Genomic DNA, 16,569 nt, shown 5'->3' with positions numbered 1-16,569 from the left:
CAACCGGCTGCCTTTTGGATGAGTGAGACTTATGGACCGTGTCGTCAAAATAGGGCTGTTGCTTGCCGCAATGCTGTTGGTGCAGACGGCAGGTGCCAGTGCGGCAGGTGACGTCCTGATACCGCGCTACAGCATCAGCGAGGCTCCGGGAAAACCGTTGCTGATCAAGGAACCGAAAATGCCCGACCTGTCTGGCTATACCGCCGAGGCAGTCGCCGCGAAGATTGCCTACAAGCCCGCCGGCCGTGCCTTGATCCAGCCGATGCTCAAGGAAAACGCGCTGGACGAGTTCATCGGTGGCCAGGACCGCTTCAAGGAATGGGTGGTACGCCAAAAGCAAATGCCCGTGGCGATCTTCATCGACCGTGGCTACATGAGCCTGACGCAACTGGCACGCAGCCTGCCGCAGACAGCCCTGCGCGAGACCGCACCGGGGGTGTTTCTGGCGCGTTTGCCGATCGTCATCCGCCCCGGCGGGACGCTGCATATCGACAAATCGGTCAAGGAATTGCGTTTGTCCCAGGACGGCGGTTCGTTCCTGGTCAACGACGGCAAACTGTTCATTACCGATACCAAGGTCAGCGCCTGGAGCGAGAAAGACGACAGCCCGGCCTGGTTCAAAAAAGAGGAAACGTTTCGCCCGTTCCTGATTTCCTGGGGCGGCACCGAGACCTACATCGTCAACAGCACCATCACCAGCTTCGGCTACACCGAGAGCAAGAGCTACGGGGTGAGTATTTCCCAGTACAGCCCGAGCATGGCGCCGAAGATGAAGCGCAAAAAACCGACCGGCTGGCTGATCAATTCGCAGTTCATCGACAACTATTTCGGCTTCTATTGCTACGAGGCCGACGACGTGGTGATTCTGCGCAACACCTATCGCGCAAACATCGTATATGGCATCGACCCGCACGACCGTTCGCGCCGGCTGATCATTGCCCATAACGATGTCTTCGATACCCACAAGAAGCACGGCATCATCCTCTCGCGCGAGGTCAACGACAGCTGGATCATCTACAACCGCACCTACAACAATCATCTGTCGGGCATCGTCCTGGACCGCTCCAGCGTCAATAACCTGCTGGCCTACAACGAAACCTACAAAAACCGCTCCGACGGCATCACCTTGTACGAGAGCGGCAATAACCTGATCTGGCGCAACCGCGCGGCGGACAATGACCGACACGGGATCCGCGTGCGCAACAGCACCGGCGTGCGGCTGTATGAAAACGAGTTGATGGCCAACGCGCTGACCGGGATCTATGGCCACACCAAGGATTTGCGTGGCAGCGACCGCGATCTCAAGGAAGACCCTTACGAAGCCAAACTGTCGCTCACCGTGGTCGGCGGCAAGCTGATCGGCAACGGTTCCAGCCCCATCGCCGTGTTTTCACCCTCGCGCCTGGAACTCTATGACTTGACCTTTCTCGCACCGCAGAAACAGGACGGCCTGGCCTTCACCGGTTTGTTGGGGGACGTCCAGGGCGACTTGATGGACATCCTCCTGCGCCGCCATGCCGCCGCGTTGATTCTGCCCGAGACACTGTGAGGAGCCTGCCGATGAACACCTTTCATGGATTTGCCGCGCTTGGCCTGCTGTCCATGTCGATGGGGGCACAGGCGCAGCCGCAATACACGGCCGAGGCCTGCTGCCAGCTGTGCCCGCAAGCGGCGCAGGCGACATATTACGAACAGCCGGAGCTGAAAAACTACGCGACCCTGGTGGAGGCCAAGGACCAATGGCTCTTCCGCACCCGTAGCGATTTGCGCACCGACTTCGGCCTCGATGAGAGCGGCTACAAAGCCCTCAAGCGCCTGCGCGACGGACTCGCCCAGCGCGGGGTCGAACTGGTGCTGGTGATGCCACCCAGTCGCGGCCTGCTGCACGCCGACCGCCTGACGCCGCTGGAACTGGCCAGCTTCGATCAGGCCAGGGCCCGGCAAAACTACCTGCAAACCCTGGACCGGGTGCGCGGCCTGGGCATTCTGGCGCCCGACTTTGCCAACCTGCTGAGTTCGCCACAGCCCGCCGGGCAGCCCTTCTACTTCAAGGGCGATCACAACTGGACGCCCTATGGCGCCGACCGCAGTGCCCAATTGGTAGCCCAGACGCTCAAGGGCAACGATGTGCTCAAGGCGTTGCCGCATCAGGTCTTCGCCAGTCAACCGGCCGGCCTGCTGGGACGCTCGGGCACGCTGCAAAAAGCCGCCGCACAGATCTGCGGCAACGGCTATGCGGCGCAGTATGTGACCCGTTATCAAACCCGCGCCCAAGGCGATGCCAAGGGGCCGGCCAAGGTCGCACTGATCGGCACCAGCGCCAGCAGCGAGCTGTTCAACTTCCCCGGTTTCCTTGAACAATACCTGGAGACGCCGGTCCGCAACTTCAGCGTACCGGGCGGTGGCTACGATGATTCGTTGATCGCCTACCTGCTCGGCGACGACTTCCAGAACGCCCCGCCGGCGGTGCTGGTGTGGGAAACCGACAACCTCGACAGCCTTGGCAAACCCAGCTTCTACCGCCAGGCAATGGCGGCGCTGAGCGATGGCTGCGACAACCAGTCCCCGCTGCTCAAAAGCCAGGCGACCCTGCACAGTGGGCGCAATCAAGTGTTGTTCAACGGCAGTGGCGGCAACGTGTATCCGATCAAGGGCAATCGTTATCAGGTCGACCTCACGTTCGCGGATCCCGGCGTGCGTCTGTTGAACGCGACCCTGACCTACCTGAACGGTCGCCAGGAAAACCTCAGCTTGAGCCGTTCGCCGACGGTCAATACCCAGGGCCGCTTCGCCTTCGAGCTGCGCGGCGACGGGGACTGGGGCGAACAGACGCTTCTTTCCATGGACGTGCAACCGCCGCCGGGTATGACCACCACAGGGCTTTCAACCCGACTGTGCGTCAAACCCGCCATTACGGCAGCACCGACCCTGCGCACCGCGCAGACGGAGGAAAACTGATGCGCCCGGCACACTGGGCCGCCATTGGCGTGGCCTTCATTCTGATGGGGCCGATCATGCAAGCGGCCGCACAACTTCGCCCGCCGCAGGGCTATTACGCGCCGGCCACAGAGAAAAAGGGCGACGCGCAGAGCTGTCCGGCGACGCCCAAACCCTACACCGGTGACCTGCTGATCCCCAGCAAATACGAAGGCTCCGGCAAGGCTCGGGATCAGCTCAACGCAGAGTCCAACAAACGCTACAAGGAAATGTCCGGCGATATCAACGAACTGGAAAAAGGCGTCAACAAACAAGTCGCCGCCTATTTGCGGCTCGGCCGCCCCGGTCATGTGGACTGCACATTGAGCTGGTTGGGCGATTGGGCCAAGGCGCAGGCGCTGCTGAGCACCACCTACACCCACACCGGCAAGTCGATGCGCAAATGGGCGTTGGGCAGTATTTCTTCGGCGTACCTGCGGCTCAAGTTTTCGCGTTCACAGCCATTGAAAGGCCGTGAAGCGCAGACCCGGCCCATCGAAGCCTGGATCGGCAAACTCGCCGAACAGGTGGTGCGGGACTGGCGCGACCAACCGCTGGACCGCCTCAACAATCACCAGTATTGGGCGGCATGGTCCGTCATGGCGGCCTCGGTGGTGGTTGACCGGCGCGACCTGTTCGACTGGTCCGTCGCACAGTTTCGCATCGGCGCGTCCCAGGTCGATGCAGATGGATATCTGCCCAACGAATTGGGCCGCGACACCCGCGCACTGGCTTACCATAACTACGCGATGGGGCCGCTGATGATGATCGCCTCCTTCGCCCAAGCCAACGGCGTCGACCTGCGCGAAGAAAACCACGGCGCCATGCGGCGTCTGGCGACGCGCGTGGAAGAAGGCATCAAGAGTCCAGGTTTGTTCGAACGCAAGACCGGCCACAAGCAAGCACTCGAAGACCTCAACGAGGATGGCAAGTTTGCCTGGCTGGAACCGTACTGCGCCCTATACGACTGCTCAGCGCAAACCAACCGCTGGCGCCAATCGGTCGAACCGATGAAAAACTACCGCCTGGGCGGCGACATCACCCAGCTGTTTGCTGACCAGAAAGACCAGGTGCAACAGCCGGCACGCCCCTGATTGCGGCCACTTTGAATTGAGCTTGTGTTTCAACTAATGGAAGGCAGTCCTTCGCTGTTCGAAGCGCCTTCATATCGAACGATGAAGGTGTGGGAGGTAAGAAAAATGATTCCAGTCATTCTGTCCGGGGGCAGTGGTTCCCGGTTGTGGCCATTGTCACGCAAGTTGTATCCCAAACAGTTCCTGAGCCTGGCCGGTGAAGGATCACTCTTTCAACAAACCCTGCAGCGCCTGGCGTTCAACGGTATCGGCAAACCGATCGTGGTGTGTAATCAGGAGCATCGCTTTCTCGTCAATGAACAACTCGCCGCCATCGGCTGCACGCCGCAGGCAATCCTGCTCGAACCCTTCGGCCGCAACACCGCACCGGCGGTGGCGCTGGCAGCCCTCAAGCTGATTGCCGAAGGCCGCGATGAGCTCATGTTGGTCCTTCCGGCCGACCATGTGATCAGCGACGTCCCCGCCTTGCGCGCCACACTGGAACACGCAGAGCAAGAGGCGCTCAAAGGCAATCTGGTGCTGTTCGGCATTCCGGCGACACGTCCGGAAACCGGCTTCGGCTACATCAAGGCCGACTGCGGCGATGCGAGCGCCCACGCCTTCAAGGTCGAGCAATTCATCGAAAAACCCGACCAGCAAACCGCCGCCGAATTTGTCCGCTCCGGCGAATACTTCTGGAACAGCGGCATGTTCCTGTTCCGTGCAAGCCGCTACCTCGAAGAGCTGCGCACTCACGAACCGGACATGTACGACACCTGCGTGATGGCCCTGGAGCGCAGCCCCAGCAGCGAAGGCGTGACCAGCATCGATCGCGTCACCTTCGAATGCTGCCCGGACAACTCCATCGACTACGCGGTGATGGAACGCACCCACCGCGCGTGGGTCGTCCCGCTCAGCGCTGGCTGGAGTGACGTCGGTTGCTGGTCGTCGCTGTGGGATGTGCACGAAAAGGACACCGACGGCAATGTGCTCAAGGGCGATGTCGTCAGCTACAACAGCCGCAATTGCTTCGTCCATGGCAGCAGCAAACTGGTGACCCTGCTCGGGGTGGAAGACCTCGTCGTGATAGAAACCGAAGACGCACTGATGGTCGCGCACCGCGACACCGTGCAAGACGTGAAAAAACTGGTGAACACGCTCGACGCCCAAAATCGCTCGGAAACCCAGAACAACTGCGCGGTGTATCGCCCCTGGGGCAGCTACCATTCGGTGGACAACGGCATCCGCCACCAGGTCAAGCACATCACCGTCAAACCGGGCGCACAACTGTCCCTGCAAATGCACCACCACCGTGCCGAACACTGGATCGTGGTCTCCGGCACGGCCCAGGTGACGTGCAATGAAAAGGTCTTCCTGCTGACGGAAAACCAGTCCACCTACATTCCGATTGCTTCGGTGCATCGGCTGGCCAACCCCGGGAAAATTCCGCTGGAGGTGATTGAAGTCCAGTCCGGGAGCTATTTGGGTGAGGATGATATTGAGCGGTTGGAGGATGTTTATGGGAGAAATCAGCAGGTCAAGAATTGAGCCCATTCAGTAACCCCACCGAACACAACAAAGAGGTTACAAACAATATAGTAACTTGTCGAATGCATTTTGAGTGGTTACGCTGAACCTTATCAATCCAGGCTTTAGTGGACACCCTCATGAACAGCACTCCCCGTGGACCGGCCCTCTTCGTCGCCGACGCCGCCGCTCTCGATTTCCTGAACTCGATAGCAACGCCGGTCGATGAACCCGTCGACTGGATCGACGACGGCAACGGCTGGCTGGACTGGCTGAAACAATCGGGCTGGGTGGAAGACGAGATACTGCAACGGCTTCAGGCGCAAGCGATGCCTGGCGAGCTGGAAACCGTCGCAGCGCAGGCACGGTCATTGCGCGAATGGTTTCGCGGCTTTGTCCTGAAATACAAAGGAAAACCGCTTGAAGCCTTGGCCCTGACAGAGCTAGAGGCCTTGAATCGCTTGCTCGAACGGGACGAAAAATACACCCAGATCACGCTGCAGGACGGCGAAACACCGAAGCTCGCCTGGGAACTGAAACGGCGCTGGCGCGGTCCGGACTCCCTGCTGTTGCCACTGGGCGAAGTGCTCGCGCAGTTCGTCAGCGAGGAAGATTTCACCAACGTGAAATGTTGCGAAGGACCGAGCTGCACCCTGATGTTCGTCGATCACACCCGAGGCAGAAAACGCCGCTGGTGCAGCATGGCGGTCTGCGGCAACCGAGCGAAAGCAGCGGCCCACCGCGAGCGGCAAAAGAAAGTCATCGATGCTTGAGGGCGAAAAACAATAACCTGTCAAAATCATTTTGACAGGTTACTTTTTTCGTGCCAGATTTAATCTCGAAAACCGGCTTGATCTCATCCATGCGGTTACGAGGCCAATCATCATGACCACCACTACCCCCATCCGCTACACATTCGCCGACGTCGACGGCGTCCGCGTCTTCTACCGGGAGGCAGGAGAACCGGCCAAGCCGACCCTCCTCCTGCTCCACGGGTTTCCCAGCTCATCCCACCAGTTCCGCCAACTCATCCCGCTGCTGTCGGCACACTTCCACATCATCGCCCCGGACCTGCCCGGCTTTGGATTCACCGAAGTGCCTGCCGAGCGCAAATACGCGTACACCTTCGACGCACTGGCAGAAACGCTGGGGCATTTCGTCGAGACCCTGGGACTGAAACGCTACGCGATGTACGTCTTCGATTACGGCGCACCGACCGGCCTGAGACTGGCAGTCAAATACCCCGAGAGAATGACCGCACTGATCTCGCAAAACGGCAACGCGTACCTCGAAGGACTAGGCGATGCCTGGGCACCGATCAGAGCCTACTGGGCAGAACCGTCGGCCGAAAATCGCCAGGTCATCGCCGACGCAGTCCTGCACCTGGAAGGCACGCGCTGGCAATACGAACACGGCGTCAGCACGCCTGAACTCATCGCTCCCGAGTCCTACACCCTCGACGCGCTGCTATTGGAGCGGCCGGGCAACAAGGACATCCAGCTCGACCTGTTCCTGGACTACGCGAACAACCTCAAACGCTACCCGGACTTTCAGCGCTTCTTCCGCGAGACCCAACTGCCGACACTGGCCATCTGGGGCCAGAACGACCCCTTCTTCATCCCGCCTGGCGCAGAGGCGTTCAAACGCGACAACCCCAATGCCGTAGTCGAACTACTCGACACCGGACACTTCGCCCTGGAAACCCACGTCGACTACATCGCAAAACGCATCATCGAAGTGATTGGCAACGCCGCATAAAGGGATCGCAGGCGGACGCAACAGTGCGCCCGCCTACCCCGCCCCCTGTAGGAGTGAGCCTGCTCGCGATGAGGCCTGGACATCCAACATCTACATCAACTGTCACACCTTCCAGCCCACCCGATTTCACAAACCTGACATCCGAAAATCGTGTAGGAATTTACCTTTTGTAACGAGGGGGTTTATTCCCAACAGTCAGCGAAACCACCCCAAAACCTGCCCCCGATTTCCCAAGGCACTCCATACCGCCCGGATTACCGCGAAAGCCCCGTAAACAGTGGCATTAAGCCTTGTCACAACAAACGCCAAAGCGTCCTACAGCCCGGTTGTGAGCGCAAAAATCGCAGCTTATAGTTCCCGCCGTCGCTGCCATTGTCGGTGACCGGGATTCGCAGCCCAAAAGAGAAGACACCGAAGACCGCCAGACCCGCGCAGCCGATCTCCGTCGGTAAACGAGTAACGGCGATTGTGATTCATCTTTCTAGGACTACATCCATGACGACCCAACATCCGCCCCGCCGCTTCACCCCCATGTCCCAATTCGCCACCGACTACCCCGTACTAGCCATCGACAGCCACGCCCCAATCCGCGAACTGCACAACGTCGTCAGCGAACGCCTGAACGCCGTCCTCCCCTACCTCCAGCTCATGGGCTGCACCAGCCTCCCCGACTACGCCGAAAACGACATCAACACCGTCGCCAACATCGCCCGGATTTTGCTCCAGGACGTGAGTGATGTGTTTCGGGTGATTGAGCAGCGTGGGTTTGATACCTCCAATGGTCAGTGACTGAATTTCATCCCAAAAAACCCGCGTTGACGCGGGTTTTTGTTATCTCGTAACTCCTTATCTGCGGCTGTCCGGGACTTAACCCTGGCCTGTACTCAGTTAGCATCTACAAGGGGTAGCTAGTAAAAAAGGTGACCGACCTATTCCTTTTTAGTCACCTTCTTACGCACGCTGTACAGCATGAATAGAGCACTTTCCTGGTTTTTTGACAGCCTCCTCAAATAGTTTTTCATCACGGAACTTTTGTGCAGAGTGATGTCGATATGATGGCGCGCAAATGAAAAAAATTCGGGATCAATCAGCGTCAGGCTGCTTCCTGACAAATCATGGATGCCAATGATGAGAGCCATTCTTTTGATTTTGTTGATGTTCAGTGGGTACATCTATGCCAACTGCGAAAACATCAAAGATAATGACGAGCGTGCCTATTGCAGGGCCCAGCAAAGTGGTAGTGGTTGCGACAACATCAAAAACGACGACATGAGAAATGCTTGCAAAGGGGAAACAACCGGTAGCGGGTGCAACAACATCCGCGACAATGATAAACGCAACTTGTGCGAAGCCAAACAGAGCGGCAGTGGTTGCGATAACATCAAAAACGACGACATGAGAAATGCTTGCAAAGGGGAAACAACCGGTAGCGGGTGCAATAACATCCGCGACGATGATCAACGTAACTTGTGCGAAGCCAAACAGAGTGGCCATGGTTGCGAAAATATCCATAATGACGATATGCGCAATCAGTGCAGAACCCTTACGCAATGACATAGTGGCTTTAAACCCGAAAAAGGTGACAGATCTATTTAAAAAATAGATCTGTCACCTTTTTTCAGGCCTCACCCTCAGTGTTTCATAGCTTCGCATTGAACCCGCAGATCATTGCTGTTAATACCATAACAGCTGCCGCCCTTCCGAGCTTCACACATTACGCGCTGATCGTTATCGTTAATTCCATAGCAACTTCCATTACTGGTTTGCGCCTCACAACTTCTGCGAAGATCATTGTCATTAATACCGTAACAGCTCCCGCCACCCTTCTTGGCTTCACACAATATGCGCCGATCATTATCGTTAATACCATAACAACTCCCGCCACTGGTCTCTGCCTCACAACTTCTGCGGAGGTCATTGTCGTTGATACCGCCGCAACTGCCACCGCTATTCCTGGCTTCGCACAATATGCGCTGATCGTTGTTATCGATGCCGTAGCAACTGGCAAATGCCTGACCACCAAAACCAAGCATTAATAGCAACACTAAAACTCTCATCATTCATCCCCATGACCTATCAAGAAACAGCCTGATGCTGATTGATCCAAAGTTATCCGGTAACGGGTGTCAGTCCAAAAGCTCGACTTTCTTCAGCAGCTCGTATAGCCCATCAGGCACCAACGGCTGTTCGTCAGTAAAGCTCGCACAAGGAAGCCACTTCGCAACGAAGGCCGCACCATCGCTTTCTTGAGCATTCAAGTGCGACAACTCATAGACACTGGCATCCACAAACTTCGCGTCGTACACCTGCACGATTTCGTGCCCTGGTGTGCCGTTATACGTAAAGAGGCTTTCAAGCGTACCGAGCAAGCGAACATCGGTGATGGGTAAACCGAGTTCTTCCTGAACCTCTCGCACAACGGCTTGTGCACTGGTTTCACCGAATTCGATTCCGCCACCGATTGGGCGGAAGAATGGCTTTTCAGTGATGGGGTCGCGGGCTTCGTTGACCAGTATCTTGCCATCGTGATGGAAGATGCAGAGTGCGAGGGGGCGGATGCGGGGTGTGGTCATGATGTGAAGTCCATTTACTTTGAAAATTCCTGAAGCAGCTGCTCCCATTCGGCATGGGTGTTGGTCGCGGACGCAACCTCGGCAGCTGCTACAGGTTGGCGTCCGTTTTTGAGATCAGAAGTTAGCCGGGGTGTTGGCGCTGATGATTTCCGCTTCATCCTGGCCGATGTTGCGGAACTTGTGCGGTAAGGTTGTCGGAAAGTAATAGCCGTCCCCCGCGTTGAGCACACTGATTTGCCCATCAACAGTCAACTCAACCGTCCCCCGCGTAACCAACCCACACTCCTCCCCTTCCGAGTGCACAATCGGCTCTTCCCCCGAACTCGCGCCCGGCGCGTATTGCTCGCGCAGCAAACGCATCTGCCGGCTCGGCACCGAAGCGCCAATCAGCAGCAACCGCAGCCCATGACGCCCGAGATCCGGTTGTTCGTTGGCGCGGAACACGTATTGATGTTCACGCGGCGGCTGATCAAAGGTAAAGAAGTCCGCCAGAGACATGGGGATGCCTTCGAGCAGTTTTTTCAGGGAGCTGACGGAGGGACTGACGCGATTCTGTTCGATCAGGGAGATGGTGGCATTGGTGACGCCGCTACGCCGGGCCAGCTCGCGCTGGGAGAGTTTGTAGCTTTCGCGTACTAATTTGAGTCGTGAGCCCGTGTCCATGACAGCCTTATGCGAGGAAAACTTAAGGGTTATGGGGGTGGATGGCGGGCGACTTTTGGCCGCGAAAGTACCGCTTCCCTGTCCCGTAATTGTGAAAGGCGGGTATTAAATCACGTTTGGGGGTGTTGCTGTAGGCGCATGGTTATTGGTGATGGTGGTGGGTCAGTTGGCATTGATGGGGAACCGGATGGCGCCATCGCGAGCAGGCTCGCTCCCACAGTTTTTGACCTCTGCTGCACGTACATTTTGTGCCTGCCATGGATCCAATGTAGGAGCAGAGCTTGCTCGCGAAGGCGGTGTGTCAGGCGGCACCGATGTCGGATGTGCCGCCGTCTTCGCGAGCAAGCTCTGCTCCTACAGGGTTGTGTTGGGTTAGATGCCGAAACGGTCGCGAAGTGCGTAGTACGCGGCGCCCATGGCGGTGAGCGGGGCCTGGAAGGTGCGGCCGCCGATCATTGGCATGTGCGGCAAGGATGCGAAAGCATCGAAGCGTTCGGCGTCGCCGCGGATCATTTCCGAGATCAGTTTGCCGGCCAGGTGCGAGCAGGTGACGCCGTGGCCGCTGTAGCCCTGCATGTAGTAGGCGTTTTTCTCGATGCGGCCAAATTGCGGCATGCGCGACATGGTCAGCAGGAAGTTGCCGGTCCAGCGGTAGTCGATTTTCACGTCCTTCAGTTGCGGGAAGGTCTTGAGGATTTTTGGCTTGATCAGCTGTTCGATGTCATCCGGTTCACGCGCGCCGTAGACCACACCGCCGCCATACAGCAGGCGGTTGTCGGCGGTAAGGCGGTAGTAGTCGAGCAGGTAGTTGCAGTCTTCGACGCAGTAGTTGTTTTTGATCAGGCTGCGCGCAACCTTTTCCGACAACGGTTCGGTGACGACGATTTGCGAGCCGCACGGCATGCTTTTGGCGGTCACGCGATTGTCGAGGCCCTGCGGCAGGTAGGCATTGCCGGCGATCAACAGGTATTTGGCGCGGACCACACCTTTGGCGGTGCGCACGGTGATCGGTTCGCCGTAGGTGATTTCCACCGCCGCCGATTGTTCGTAGATTTTGCCGCCCAGGCCGATGATGGCCGAGGCTTCGCCGAGGGCCAGGTTCAGCGGGTGGATGTGGCCGCCCTGCATGTCGAGCAGACCGCCGACGTAGTTGTCGCTGCCGACTTCGCGCTTGATGTCCGCCGCGTCGAGCATTTTCAGGTTCTTGTTGCCGTAGCGCTCCCAGCTGTTTTTCTGCTCGGCCAGGCCTTTGAGCTGCTTTTTGTTCAGCGCTGCGAAGATGCCGCCCGGCTTGTAGTCGCACTGGATGTCGTAGTGTTGTATGCGCTGACGGATGATGTCGGCGCCTTCGAAGATCATGCTGCCGAGGACTTCAGCGGTTCTGTCGCCATAGCGCTCTTCGATGACATCGACGTCGCGGCTGTAGGAGTTGACCAGTTGGCCGCCATTGCGACCGCTGGCGCCGAAACCGACTTTGGCGGCTTCGAGTACGGTCACGCTGTAGCCGGCTTCGGCGAGGAACAGCGCCGAGGACAAACCGGTGTAGCCGGCGCCGATGATGCAGACGTCGCAATCCACCGCTTGTTCCAGCACCGGGAAGTCGCCGGTGAAGTTGCGGGTTGCGGCGTAGTAGCTGTTTACATGTGCTTGTTTCATAGGTTTCTCCGATGGCCGCTGGCATGTGCCGGCGGCCGCCGTTGTAGAAGTATTAGAGCTTGATCCAGGTCGCTTTGAGCTCGGTGTATTTGTCGAACGCGTGCAGCGATTTGTCCCGACCGTTACCCGACTGCTTGTACCCGCCGAACGGCGCGGTCATGTCGCCGCCGTCGTACTGGTTGACCCAGACGCTGCCGGCGCGCAAGCCGCGAGCGAAGGTGTGGGCCTTGCTCAGGTTGCTGGTCCAGACGCCGGCGGCCAGGCCGAAGATGCTGTCGTTGGCGATGGCCAAGGCTTCTTCAGCGGTATCGAAGGTGATCAGCGACAGCACCGGGCCGAAGATTTCTTCCCGGGCGATGGTCATGGCGTTGGTCACGCCGTCGAAAATCGCCGGTTCCACGTACAGGCCGCCAGTGGCTTCGAGGGTGCGGCTGCCGCCGGCGATCAGTTGCGCGCCCTGGTCTTTACCGACCTGGATGTAGCGCAGCACGTTGTCCAGTTGACGCTGATCGACGACCGCACCGACGGTGGTTTGCGGGTCCAAAGCATGCCCTGGTTTCCAGGCTTGCAGCGCTTCCACCAGCAGCGGAATGAACTGCTCGCGGATCGAACGCTCGACCAGCAAACGCGAACCGGCGGTGCAGACCTCGCCCTGGTTGAAAGCGATGCCGCTGGCCGCTGCCTGTGCTGCCGCGCGCAGATCCGGCGCATCGGCGAACACCACGTTCGGGCTCTTCCCCCCTGCTTCGAGCCAGACGCGTTTCATGTTGCTTTGGCCGGCGTAGATCAGCAGTTGCTTGGCAATCGCGGTCGAGCCGGTAAAGGCCAGCACGTCGACGTCCATGTGCAACGCCAGCGCCTTGCCGACGGTGTGGCCGAAGCCCGGCAGAACGTTGAACACGCCTTTCGGAATGCCGGCGTCCAGCGCTAATTGAGCGATGCGGATCGCGGTCAGTGGCGACTTTTCCGAAGGCTTGAGGATGAACGAGTTACCCGCCGCGAGGGCCGGGGCGAACTTCCAGCTGGCCATGATCAACGGGAAGTTCCACGGCACGATGGCGGCAACGACACCGGCAGGTTCGCGGGTGATGAGGCCGAGTTGGTCGCGCGGCGTGGCGGCGACTTCGTCGTAGATCTTGTCGATGGCTTCGGCGCTCCAGCGGATCGCGTTGGCGGTCGCCGGGATGTCGATGTTCATCGAGTCGTTGATCGGTTTGCCCATGTCGAGGGTTTCGAGCAGGGCGAGTTCTTCCCGGTTGGCCAGGATCAGGTCGGCGAAGCGGATCAAAGTGCGCTTGCGCTCGGCCGGGGCGAGATTGGCCCAGACGCCGGATTCGAAGGTGCGGCGTGCGACGGCGACGGCTTCGTTGGCGTCGGCTTCATCGGTGCTGGCGACGTTGGCCAGGAAGCGACCGTCGACCGGGCTGATGCATTCGAAAGTTTCACCGCTGAGTGCAGCGCGGTATTGGCCGTCGATGAAGGCGCGGTTTTCGATGGTTAGGGACTGGAAGCGTTGTTCCCAGTCGCTGCGAGTGTTTGTCATGGTTGTGACTCGACGCAGAGGAATGTTGGGTGGGCCGTGGGCGATGGCGGTGTGTCAGGCGAGATCAATGTTGATTGATCTACCGCTATCGCCAGCAAGCTGGCTCCTACAAGGTTTTGTGTCGTCGACGCAGATCTCGTCAAACCGTGTGCAGGTACCAGTTGTACTCAAGGTCCGAAATGGAGTTTTCGAACTCGGCCAGCTCGCTTTCCTTGCACGCCACGAACACGTCGATGTACAGCGGGTCGATGTATTTGGCCATGACTTCGCTGTCGTCCAGCTCGCGCAGTGCATCGCGCAGGTTGTTCGGCAGGCTTTGCTCGTTTTGCTCGTAGCTGTTGCCTTCCACGGGTGCGCCCGGCTCGATCTTGTTGGTCAGGCCGTGGTGCACGCCCGCCAGCACCGAAGCCATCAACAAGTACGGGTTGGCATCCGCACCGGCCACGCGGTGTTCGATGCGCACGGCATCGGAGGAACCGGTCGGCACACGTACCGCAACAGTACGGTTGTCGATGCCCCAGCTCGGCGAGTTCGGCACGTAGAACTGCGCGCCGAAACGACGGTACGAGTTGACGTTCGGGCACAGGAAAGCCATCTGCGCCGGCAGGGTCTCGAGCACACCGCCGATCGCGTGTCGCAGCGCGGCGTTCTGCTCGGGATCCTCGCTGGCAAAGATGTTGTTGCCTTCTTTGTCGAGAATCGAAATGTGCACGTGCAAACCGTTGCCCGCCTGGCCCGGATACGGCTTGGCCATAAACGTGGTGTCCATCTCGTGGTCGTAGGCGATGTTTTTCACCAGACGCTTGAGCAACACCGCGTAGTCGCAGGCCTTGATCGGGTCGTTGACGTGATGCAGGTTCACTTCGAACTGCGCCGGGGCGCTTTCCTTGACGATGGCGTCGGCAGGAATGCCCTGCTCTTTCGCGCCTTCGAGGATGTCTTGCAGGCAATCGACGTATTCGTCGAGGTCGTCGATCAAATACACCTGGGTCGACATCGGACGTTTGCCGGAGACCGGCGAGCGTGGCGATTGCGGACGACCGTTCACGTTGTCCTGGTCGATCAGGTAGAACTCGAGTTCGAACGCAGCGCAAATGGTCAGGCCAAGTTCATCGAACTTGCGCACCACATTGGCCAGCACTTCACGCGGGTCGGCGAAGAACGGTTCGCCTTCGAGCTCGTGCATGGTCATCAACAGTTGCGCGGTCGGGCGCTTCTGCCAAGGCTCGATGCTCAGGGTGCCAGGGATTGGATAGCAGATCCGGTCGGAGTCGCCGATGTCCAGACCCAGGCCGGTGCTTTCCACCGTGGAGCCATTGATGTCCAGGGCAAACAGGGACGCCGGCAGGTTGATGCCTTTTTCGTAGACCTTATGAAGACTGGTGCGTTCGATGCGCTTGCCGCGCACCACACCGTTCATATCCGCAATCAGAAGGTCGACGTACAAAACCTCAGGATATTTCTTAAGGAATGCGTTTGCTTCGTTGAGTTGAACGGCACGCAGAGGGACCGACATGATGCACCTATTAGCTGTTAATTATTATGTTCACCGCACTTTCTGGAGCCCAGTCAACCCGAACGGCAAAGTGAAGTCAATAGCGAACACTTAGCCTTTCATCCTTTATTTTTGGGACTTTTCTGGGCACGAGAGTGCCATATAGGCCCTCAACACCGCACAAAGACTAGCAATCGGACGTGCGGCGTTTAGAATTTTTTACATGAGAGTTGTTAATTAAAATCAACAAAGCTAAGCTCCTGAAAAACTCGTTCAAGGTCGAGGTGATAAAAATGGCATTCAAGCCATTGATCGGCGTTACAGCGTGCGTCAAACAGATTGGCCTGCACCCCTACCACATCAGCGGCGACAAGTACTTGCGTGCTGTCAGCGTCGCGGCTCTGGGGTTGCCCGTGGTCATTCCTTCCTTAGGCGAACTGACTGAAATCGAGGATGTGCTCGCGCACCTTGATGGTCTGTTGCTGACCGGTTCGCCGTCGAATGTGGAGCCCTTCCACTATCAAGGCCCGGCCAGCGCTCCCGGCACGGATCACGATCCGGCGCGGGACGCCACTACCCTTCCTTTATTGCGTGCAGCCATTGCGGCGGGCGTTCCGGTACTCGGCATCTGCCGTGGCTTCCAGGAAATGAACGTGGCGTTCGGCGGCAGCCTGCATCAGAAGGTGCATGAGCTGCCGGGCATGCTCGATCACCGCGAAGCGGACAGCCCTGAGCTGGCGGTGCAATACGCCCCGGCGCATGCGGTGACGGTGCAACCGGGTGGCGTGTTCGAAGCGCTGGAGTTGCCGACCGAGTTCATGGTCAATTCGATTCACAGTCAGGGCATCGACCGCCTCGCTCCCGGCCTGCGTGCCGAGGTGATTGCGCCGGACGGTCTGATCGAAGCGATTTCGGTGGACCACAGCCCGACCTTCGCGGTCGGTGTGCAATGGCACCCGGAATGGCAGGTGCTTTCGAATCCTCCTTATTTGAGTATTTTCCAGGCGTTCGGCGATGCATGCCGACGACGGGCCGCGCAGCGTAAAACCCGCTGACCCAAAACACCCATTTACTGCCCCCGCGAGTTTGGCGGGCGTGCCTTTGCGCGTCCGTGGCTCGCGAAAACAACACACTGCAATAACAACAAGTACGACCCAGGCAGCCAGGACGGCGGCGCCGAATAAGCCCGAGCGGTATGGATCAGGCGAGCGCAATCCTTTGTAGGAGCGAGGCTTGCCCGCGAAGGCGGTGTTTCAGGCAACGATGATATCGACTGACATACCGTCTTCGCGGGCAAGCCTCGCT

General features: G+C 58.6%; 15 protein-coding genes. 9 read left to right on the top strand and 6 right to left on the bottom strand.

Annotated elements, in window-relative coordinates; all coding sequences use genetic code 11:
- Positions 1 to 31 precede the first annotated feature (31 nt).
- The 7 genes from algG (at position 32) to KGA97_RS22295 (ending at position 8,123) form a co-directional block, all read left to right on the top strand.
- The gene (gene algG, locus KGA97_RS22325; RefSeq protein ID WP_223481516.1) at positions 32 to 1,549 is read left to right on the top strand and encodes a mannuronan 5-epimerase AlgG; all 1,518 of its coding nucleotides are present in this window, start codon (positions 32 to 34) and stop codon (positions 1,547 to 1,549) included.
- 11 nt (positions 1,550 to 1,560) lie between these two features.
- On the top strand, positions 1,561 to 2,958 hold the full coding sequence (locus KGA97_RS22320; RefSeq protein WP_223481515.1) for an alginate O-acetyltransferase AlgX-related protein: 1,398 nt from the start codon (positions 1,561 to 1,563) through the stop codon (positions 2,956 to 2,958).
- Entirely contained in the window at positions 2,958 to 4,070 is a 1,113-nt protein-coding gene (locus KGA97_RS22315) for a mannuronate-specific alginate lyase (protein ID WP_223481514.1), read from the top strand. Before KGA97_RS22320 ends, KGA97_RS22315 begins: the two co-directional genes overlap by 1 nt.
- A gap of 105 nt (positions 4,071 to 4,175) precedes the next feature.
- On the top strand, positions 4,176 to 5,597 hold the full coding sequence (locus KGA97_RS22310) for a mannose-1-phosphate guanylyltransferase/mannose-6-phosphate isomerase (protein WP_223481513.1): 1,422 nt from the start codon (positions 4,176 to 4,178) through the stop codon (positions 5,595 to 5,597).
- Positions 5,598 to 5,716: 119 nt separating this feature from the next.
- Positions 5,717 to 6,349 carry a CGNR zinc finger domain-containing protein gene (locus KGA97_RS22305; RefSeq protein ID WP_223481512.1) on the top strand — a complete coding sequence of 211 codons (633 nt, stop codon included), beginning with the start codon at positions 5,717 to 5,719 and terminating at the stop codon, positions 6,347 to 6,349.
- Positions 6,350 to 6,461: 112 nt separating this feature from the next.
- The gene (locus KGA97_RS22300; protein ID WP_223481511.1) at positions 6,462 to 7,334 is read left to right on the top strand and encodes an alpha/beta fold hydrolase; all 873 of its coding nucleotides are present in this window, start codon (positions 6,462 to 6,464) and stop codon (positions 7,332 to 7,334) included.
- A gap of 495 nt (positions 7,335 to 7,829) precedes the next feature.
- Positions 7,830 to 8,123 (top strand): fructose-bisphosphate aldolase, encoded by a 294-nt coding sequence (locus KGA97_RS22295; protein ID WP_223481510.1) that lies wholly within the window; start codon positions 7,830 to 7,832, stop codon positions 8,121 to 8,123.
- 324 nt (positions 8,124 to 8,447) lie between these two features.
- Here KGA97_RS22295 and KGA97_RS29640 read toward each other — a convergent pair whose 3' ends face one another.
- The gene (locus tag KGA97_RS29640) at positions 8,448 to 8,891 is read right to left on the bottom strand and encodes a hypothetical protein (RefSeq protein ID WP_411738618.1); all 444 of its coding nucleotides are present in this window, start codon (positions 8,889 to 8,891) and stop codon (positions 8,448 to 8,450) included.
- A 95-nt stretch (positions 8,892 to 8,986) separates the two neighbouring features.
- On the opposite strand from KGA97_RS29640, the gene KGA97_RS29490 reads away from it, so the two are divergent.
- Positions 8,987 to 9,370, top strand: coding sequence for a hypothetical protein (locus KGA97_RS29490; RefSeq protein ID WP_317848242.1), 384 nt, complete (start codon positions 8,987 to 8,989; stop codon positions 9,368 to 9,370).
- A 90-nt stretch (positions 9,371 to 9,460) separates the two neighbouring features.
- Here KGA97_RS29490 and KGA97_RS22275 read toward each other — a convergent pair whose 3' ends face one another.
- The 5 genes from KGA97_RS22275 to KGA97_RS22255 form a co-directional block, all read right to left on the bottom strand.
- Positions 9,461 to 9,907 carry an NUDIX hydrolase gene (locus tag KGA97_RS22275; protein ID WP_223481509.1) on the bottom strand — a complete coding sequence of 149 codons (447 nt, stop codon included), beginning with the start codon at positions 9,905 to 9,907 and terminating at the stop codon, positions 9,461 to 9,463.
- 114 nt (positions 9,908 to 10,021) lie between these two features.
- On the bottom strand, positions 10,022 to 10,570 hold the full coding sequence (locus tag KGA97_RS22270; RefSeq protein ID WP_007946335.1) for a cupin domain-containing protein: 549 nt from the start codon (positions 10,568 to 10,570) through the stop codon (positions 10,022 to 10,024).
- A gap of 372 nt (positions 10,571 to 10,942) precedes the next feature.
- Positions 10,943 to 12,226, bottom strand: a complete 1,284-nt coding sequence (locus KGA97_RS22265) for an NAD(P)/FAD-dependent oxidoreductase (RefSeq protein WP_207284522.1) — start codon at positions 12,224 to 12,226, stop codon at positions 10,943 to 10,945.
- Positions 12,227 to 12,278: 52 nt separating this feature from the next.
- Positions 12,279 to 13,769: an aldehyde dehydrogenase gene (locus tag KGA97_RS22260; RefSeq protein ID WP_223481508.1), complete on the bottom strand. Its 1,491-nt coding sequence runs from the start codon at positions 13,767 to 13,769 to the stop codon at positions 12,279 to 12,281.
- Positions 13,770 to 13,908: 139 nt separating this feature from the next.
- Positions 13,909 to 15,285: a glutamine synthetase family protein gene (locus KGA97_RS22255; protein WP_008039000.1), complete on the bottom strand. Its 1,377-nt coding sequence runs from the start codon at positions 15,283 to 15,285 to the stop codon at positions 13,909 to 13,911.
- A 272-nt stretch (positions 15,286 to 15,557) separates the two neighbouring features.
- Between KGA97_RS22255 and KGA97_RS22250 the strand changes: the two genes are divergently transcribed.
- On the top strand, positions 15,558 to 16,319 hold the full coding sequence (locus KGA97_RS22250) for a gamma-glutamyl-gamma-aminobutyrate hydrolase family protein (RefSeq protein WP_008039002.1): 762 nt from the start codon (positions 15,558 to 15,560) through the stop codon (positions 16,317 to 16,319).
- Positions 16,320 to 16,569 lie beyond the last annotated feature (250 nt).

The sequence above is a fragment of the Pseudomonas sp. BF-B-15 genome (genome assembly GCF_019946675.1).
GTDB lineage: Bacteria > Pseudomonadota > Gammaproteobacteria > Pseudomonadales > Pseudomonadaceae > Aquipseudomonas > Aquipseudomonas migulae.
The sequence above is the reverse complement of the archived record's forward strand: the minus strand, read 5'-3'. Positions and strand labels throughout refer to the sequence as shown.

Excerpts from the sequence above, each read along its gene's own strand:
- algG (WP_223481516.1), top strand. The coding sequence starts at position 32 with ATGGACCGTGTCGTCAAAATAGGGCTGTTGCTTGCCGCAATGCTGTTG.
- KGA97_RS22320 (WP_223481515.1), top strand. The coding sequence starts at position 1,561 with ATGAACACCTTTCATGGATTTGCCGCGCTTGGCCTGCTGTCCATGTCG.
- KGA97_RS22315 (WP_223481514.1), top strand. The coding sequence starts at position 2,958 with ATGCGCCCGGCACACTGGGCCGCCATTGGCGTGGCCTTCATTCTGATG.
- KGA97_RS22310 (WP_223481513.1), top strand. The coding sequence starts at position 4,176 with ATGATTCCAGTCATTCTGTCCGGGGGCAGTGGTTCCCGGTTGTGGCCA.
- KGA97_RS22305 (WP_223481512.1), top strand. The coding sequence starts at position 5,717 with ATGAACAGCACTCCCCGTGGACCGGCCCTCTTCGTCGCCGACGCCGCC.
- KGA97_RS22300 (WP_223481511.1), top strand. The coding sequence starts at position 6,462 with ATGACCACCACTACCCCCATCCGCTACACATTCGCCGACGTCGACGGC.
- KGA97_RS22295 (WP_223481510.1), top strand. The coding sequence starts at position 7,830 with ATGACGACCCAACATCCGCCCCGCCGCTTCACCCCCATGTCCCAATTC.
- KGA97_RS29640 (WP_411738618.1), bottom strand. The coding sequence starts at position 8,891 with ATGTCATTGCGTAAGGGTTCTGCACTGATTGCGCATATCGTCATTATG.
- KGA97_RS22275 (WP_223481509.1), bottom strand. The coding sequence starts at position 9,907 with ATGACCACACCCCGCATCCGCCCCCTCGCACTCTGCATCTTCCATCAC.
- KGA97_RS22270 (WP_007946335.1), bottom strand. The coding sequence starts at position 10,570 with ATGGACACGGGCTCACGACTCAAATTAGTACGCGAAAGCTACAAACTC.
- KGA97_RS22265 (WP_207284522.1), bottom strand. The coding sequence starts at position 12,226 with ATGAAACAAGCACATGTAAACAGCTACTACGCCGCAACCCGCAACTTC.
- KGA97_RS22260 (WP_223481508.1), bottom strand. The coding sequence starts at position 13,769 with ATGACAAACACTCGCAGCGACTGGGAACAACGCTTCCAGTCCCTAACC.
- KGA97_RS22255 (WP_008039000.1), bottom strand. The coding sequence starts at position 15,285 with ATGTCGGTCCCTCTGCGTGCCGTTCAACTCAACGAAGCAAACGCATTC.
- KGA97_RS22250 (WP_008039002.1), top strand. The coding sequence starts at position 15,558 with ATGGCATTCAAGCCATTGATCGGCGTTACAGCGTGCGTCAAACAGATT.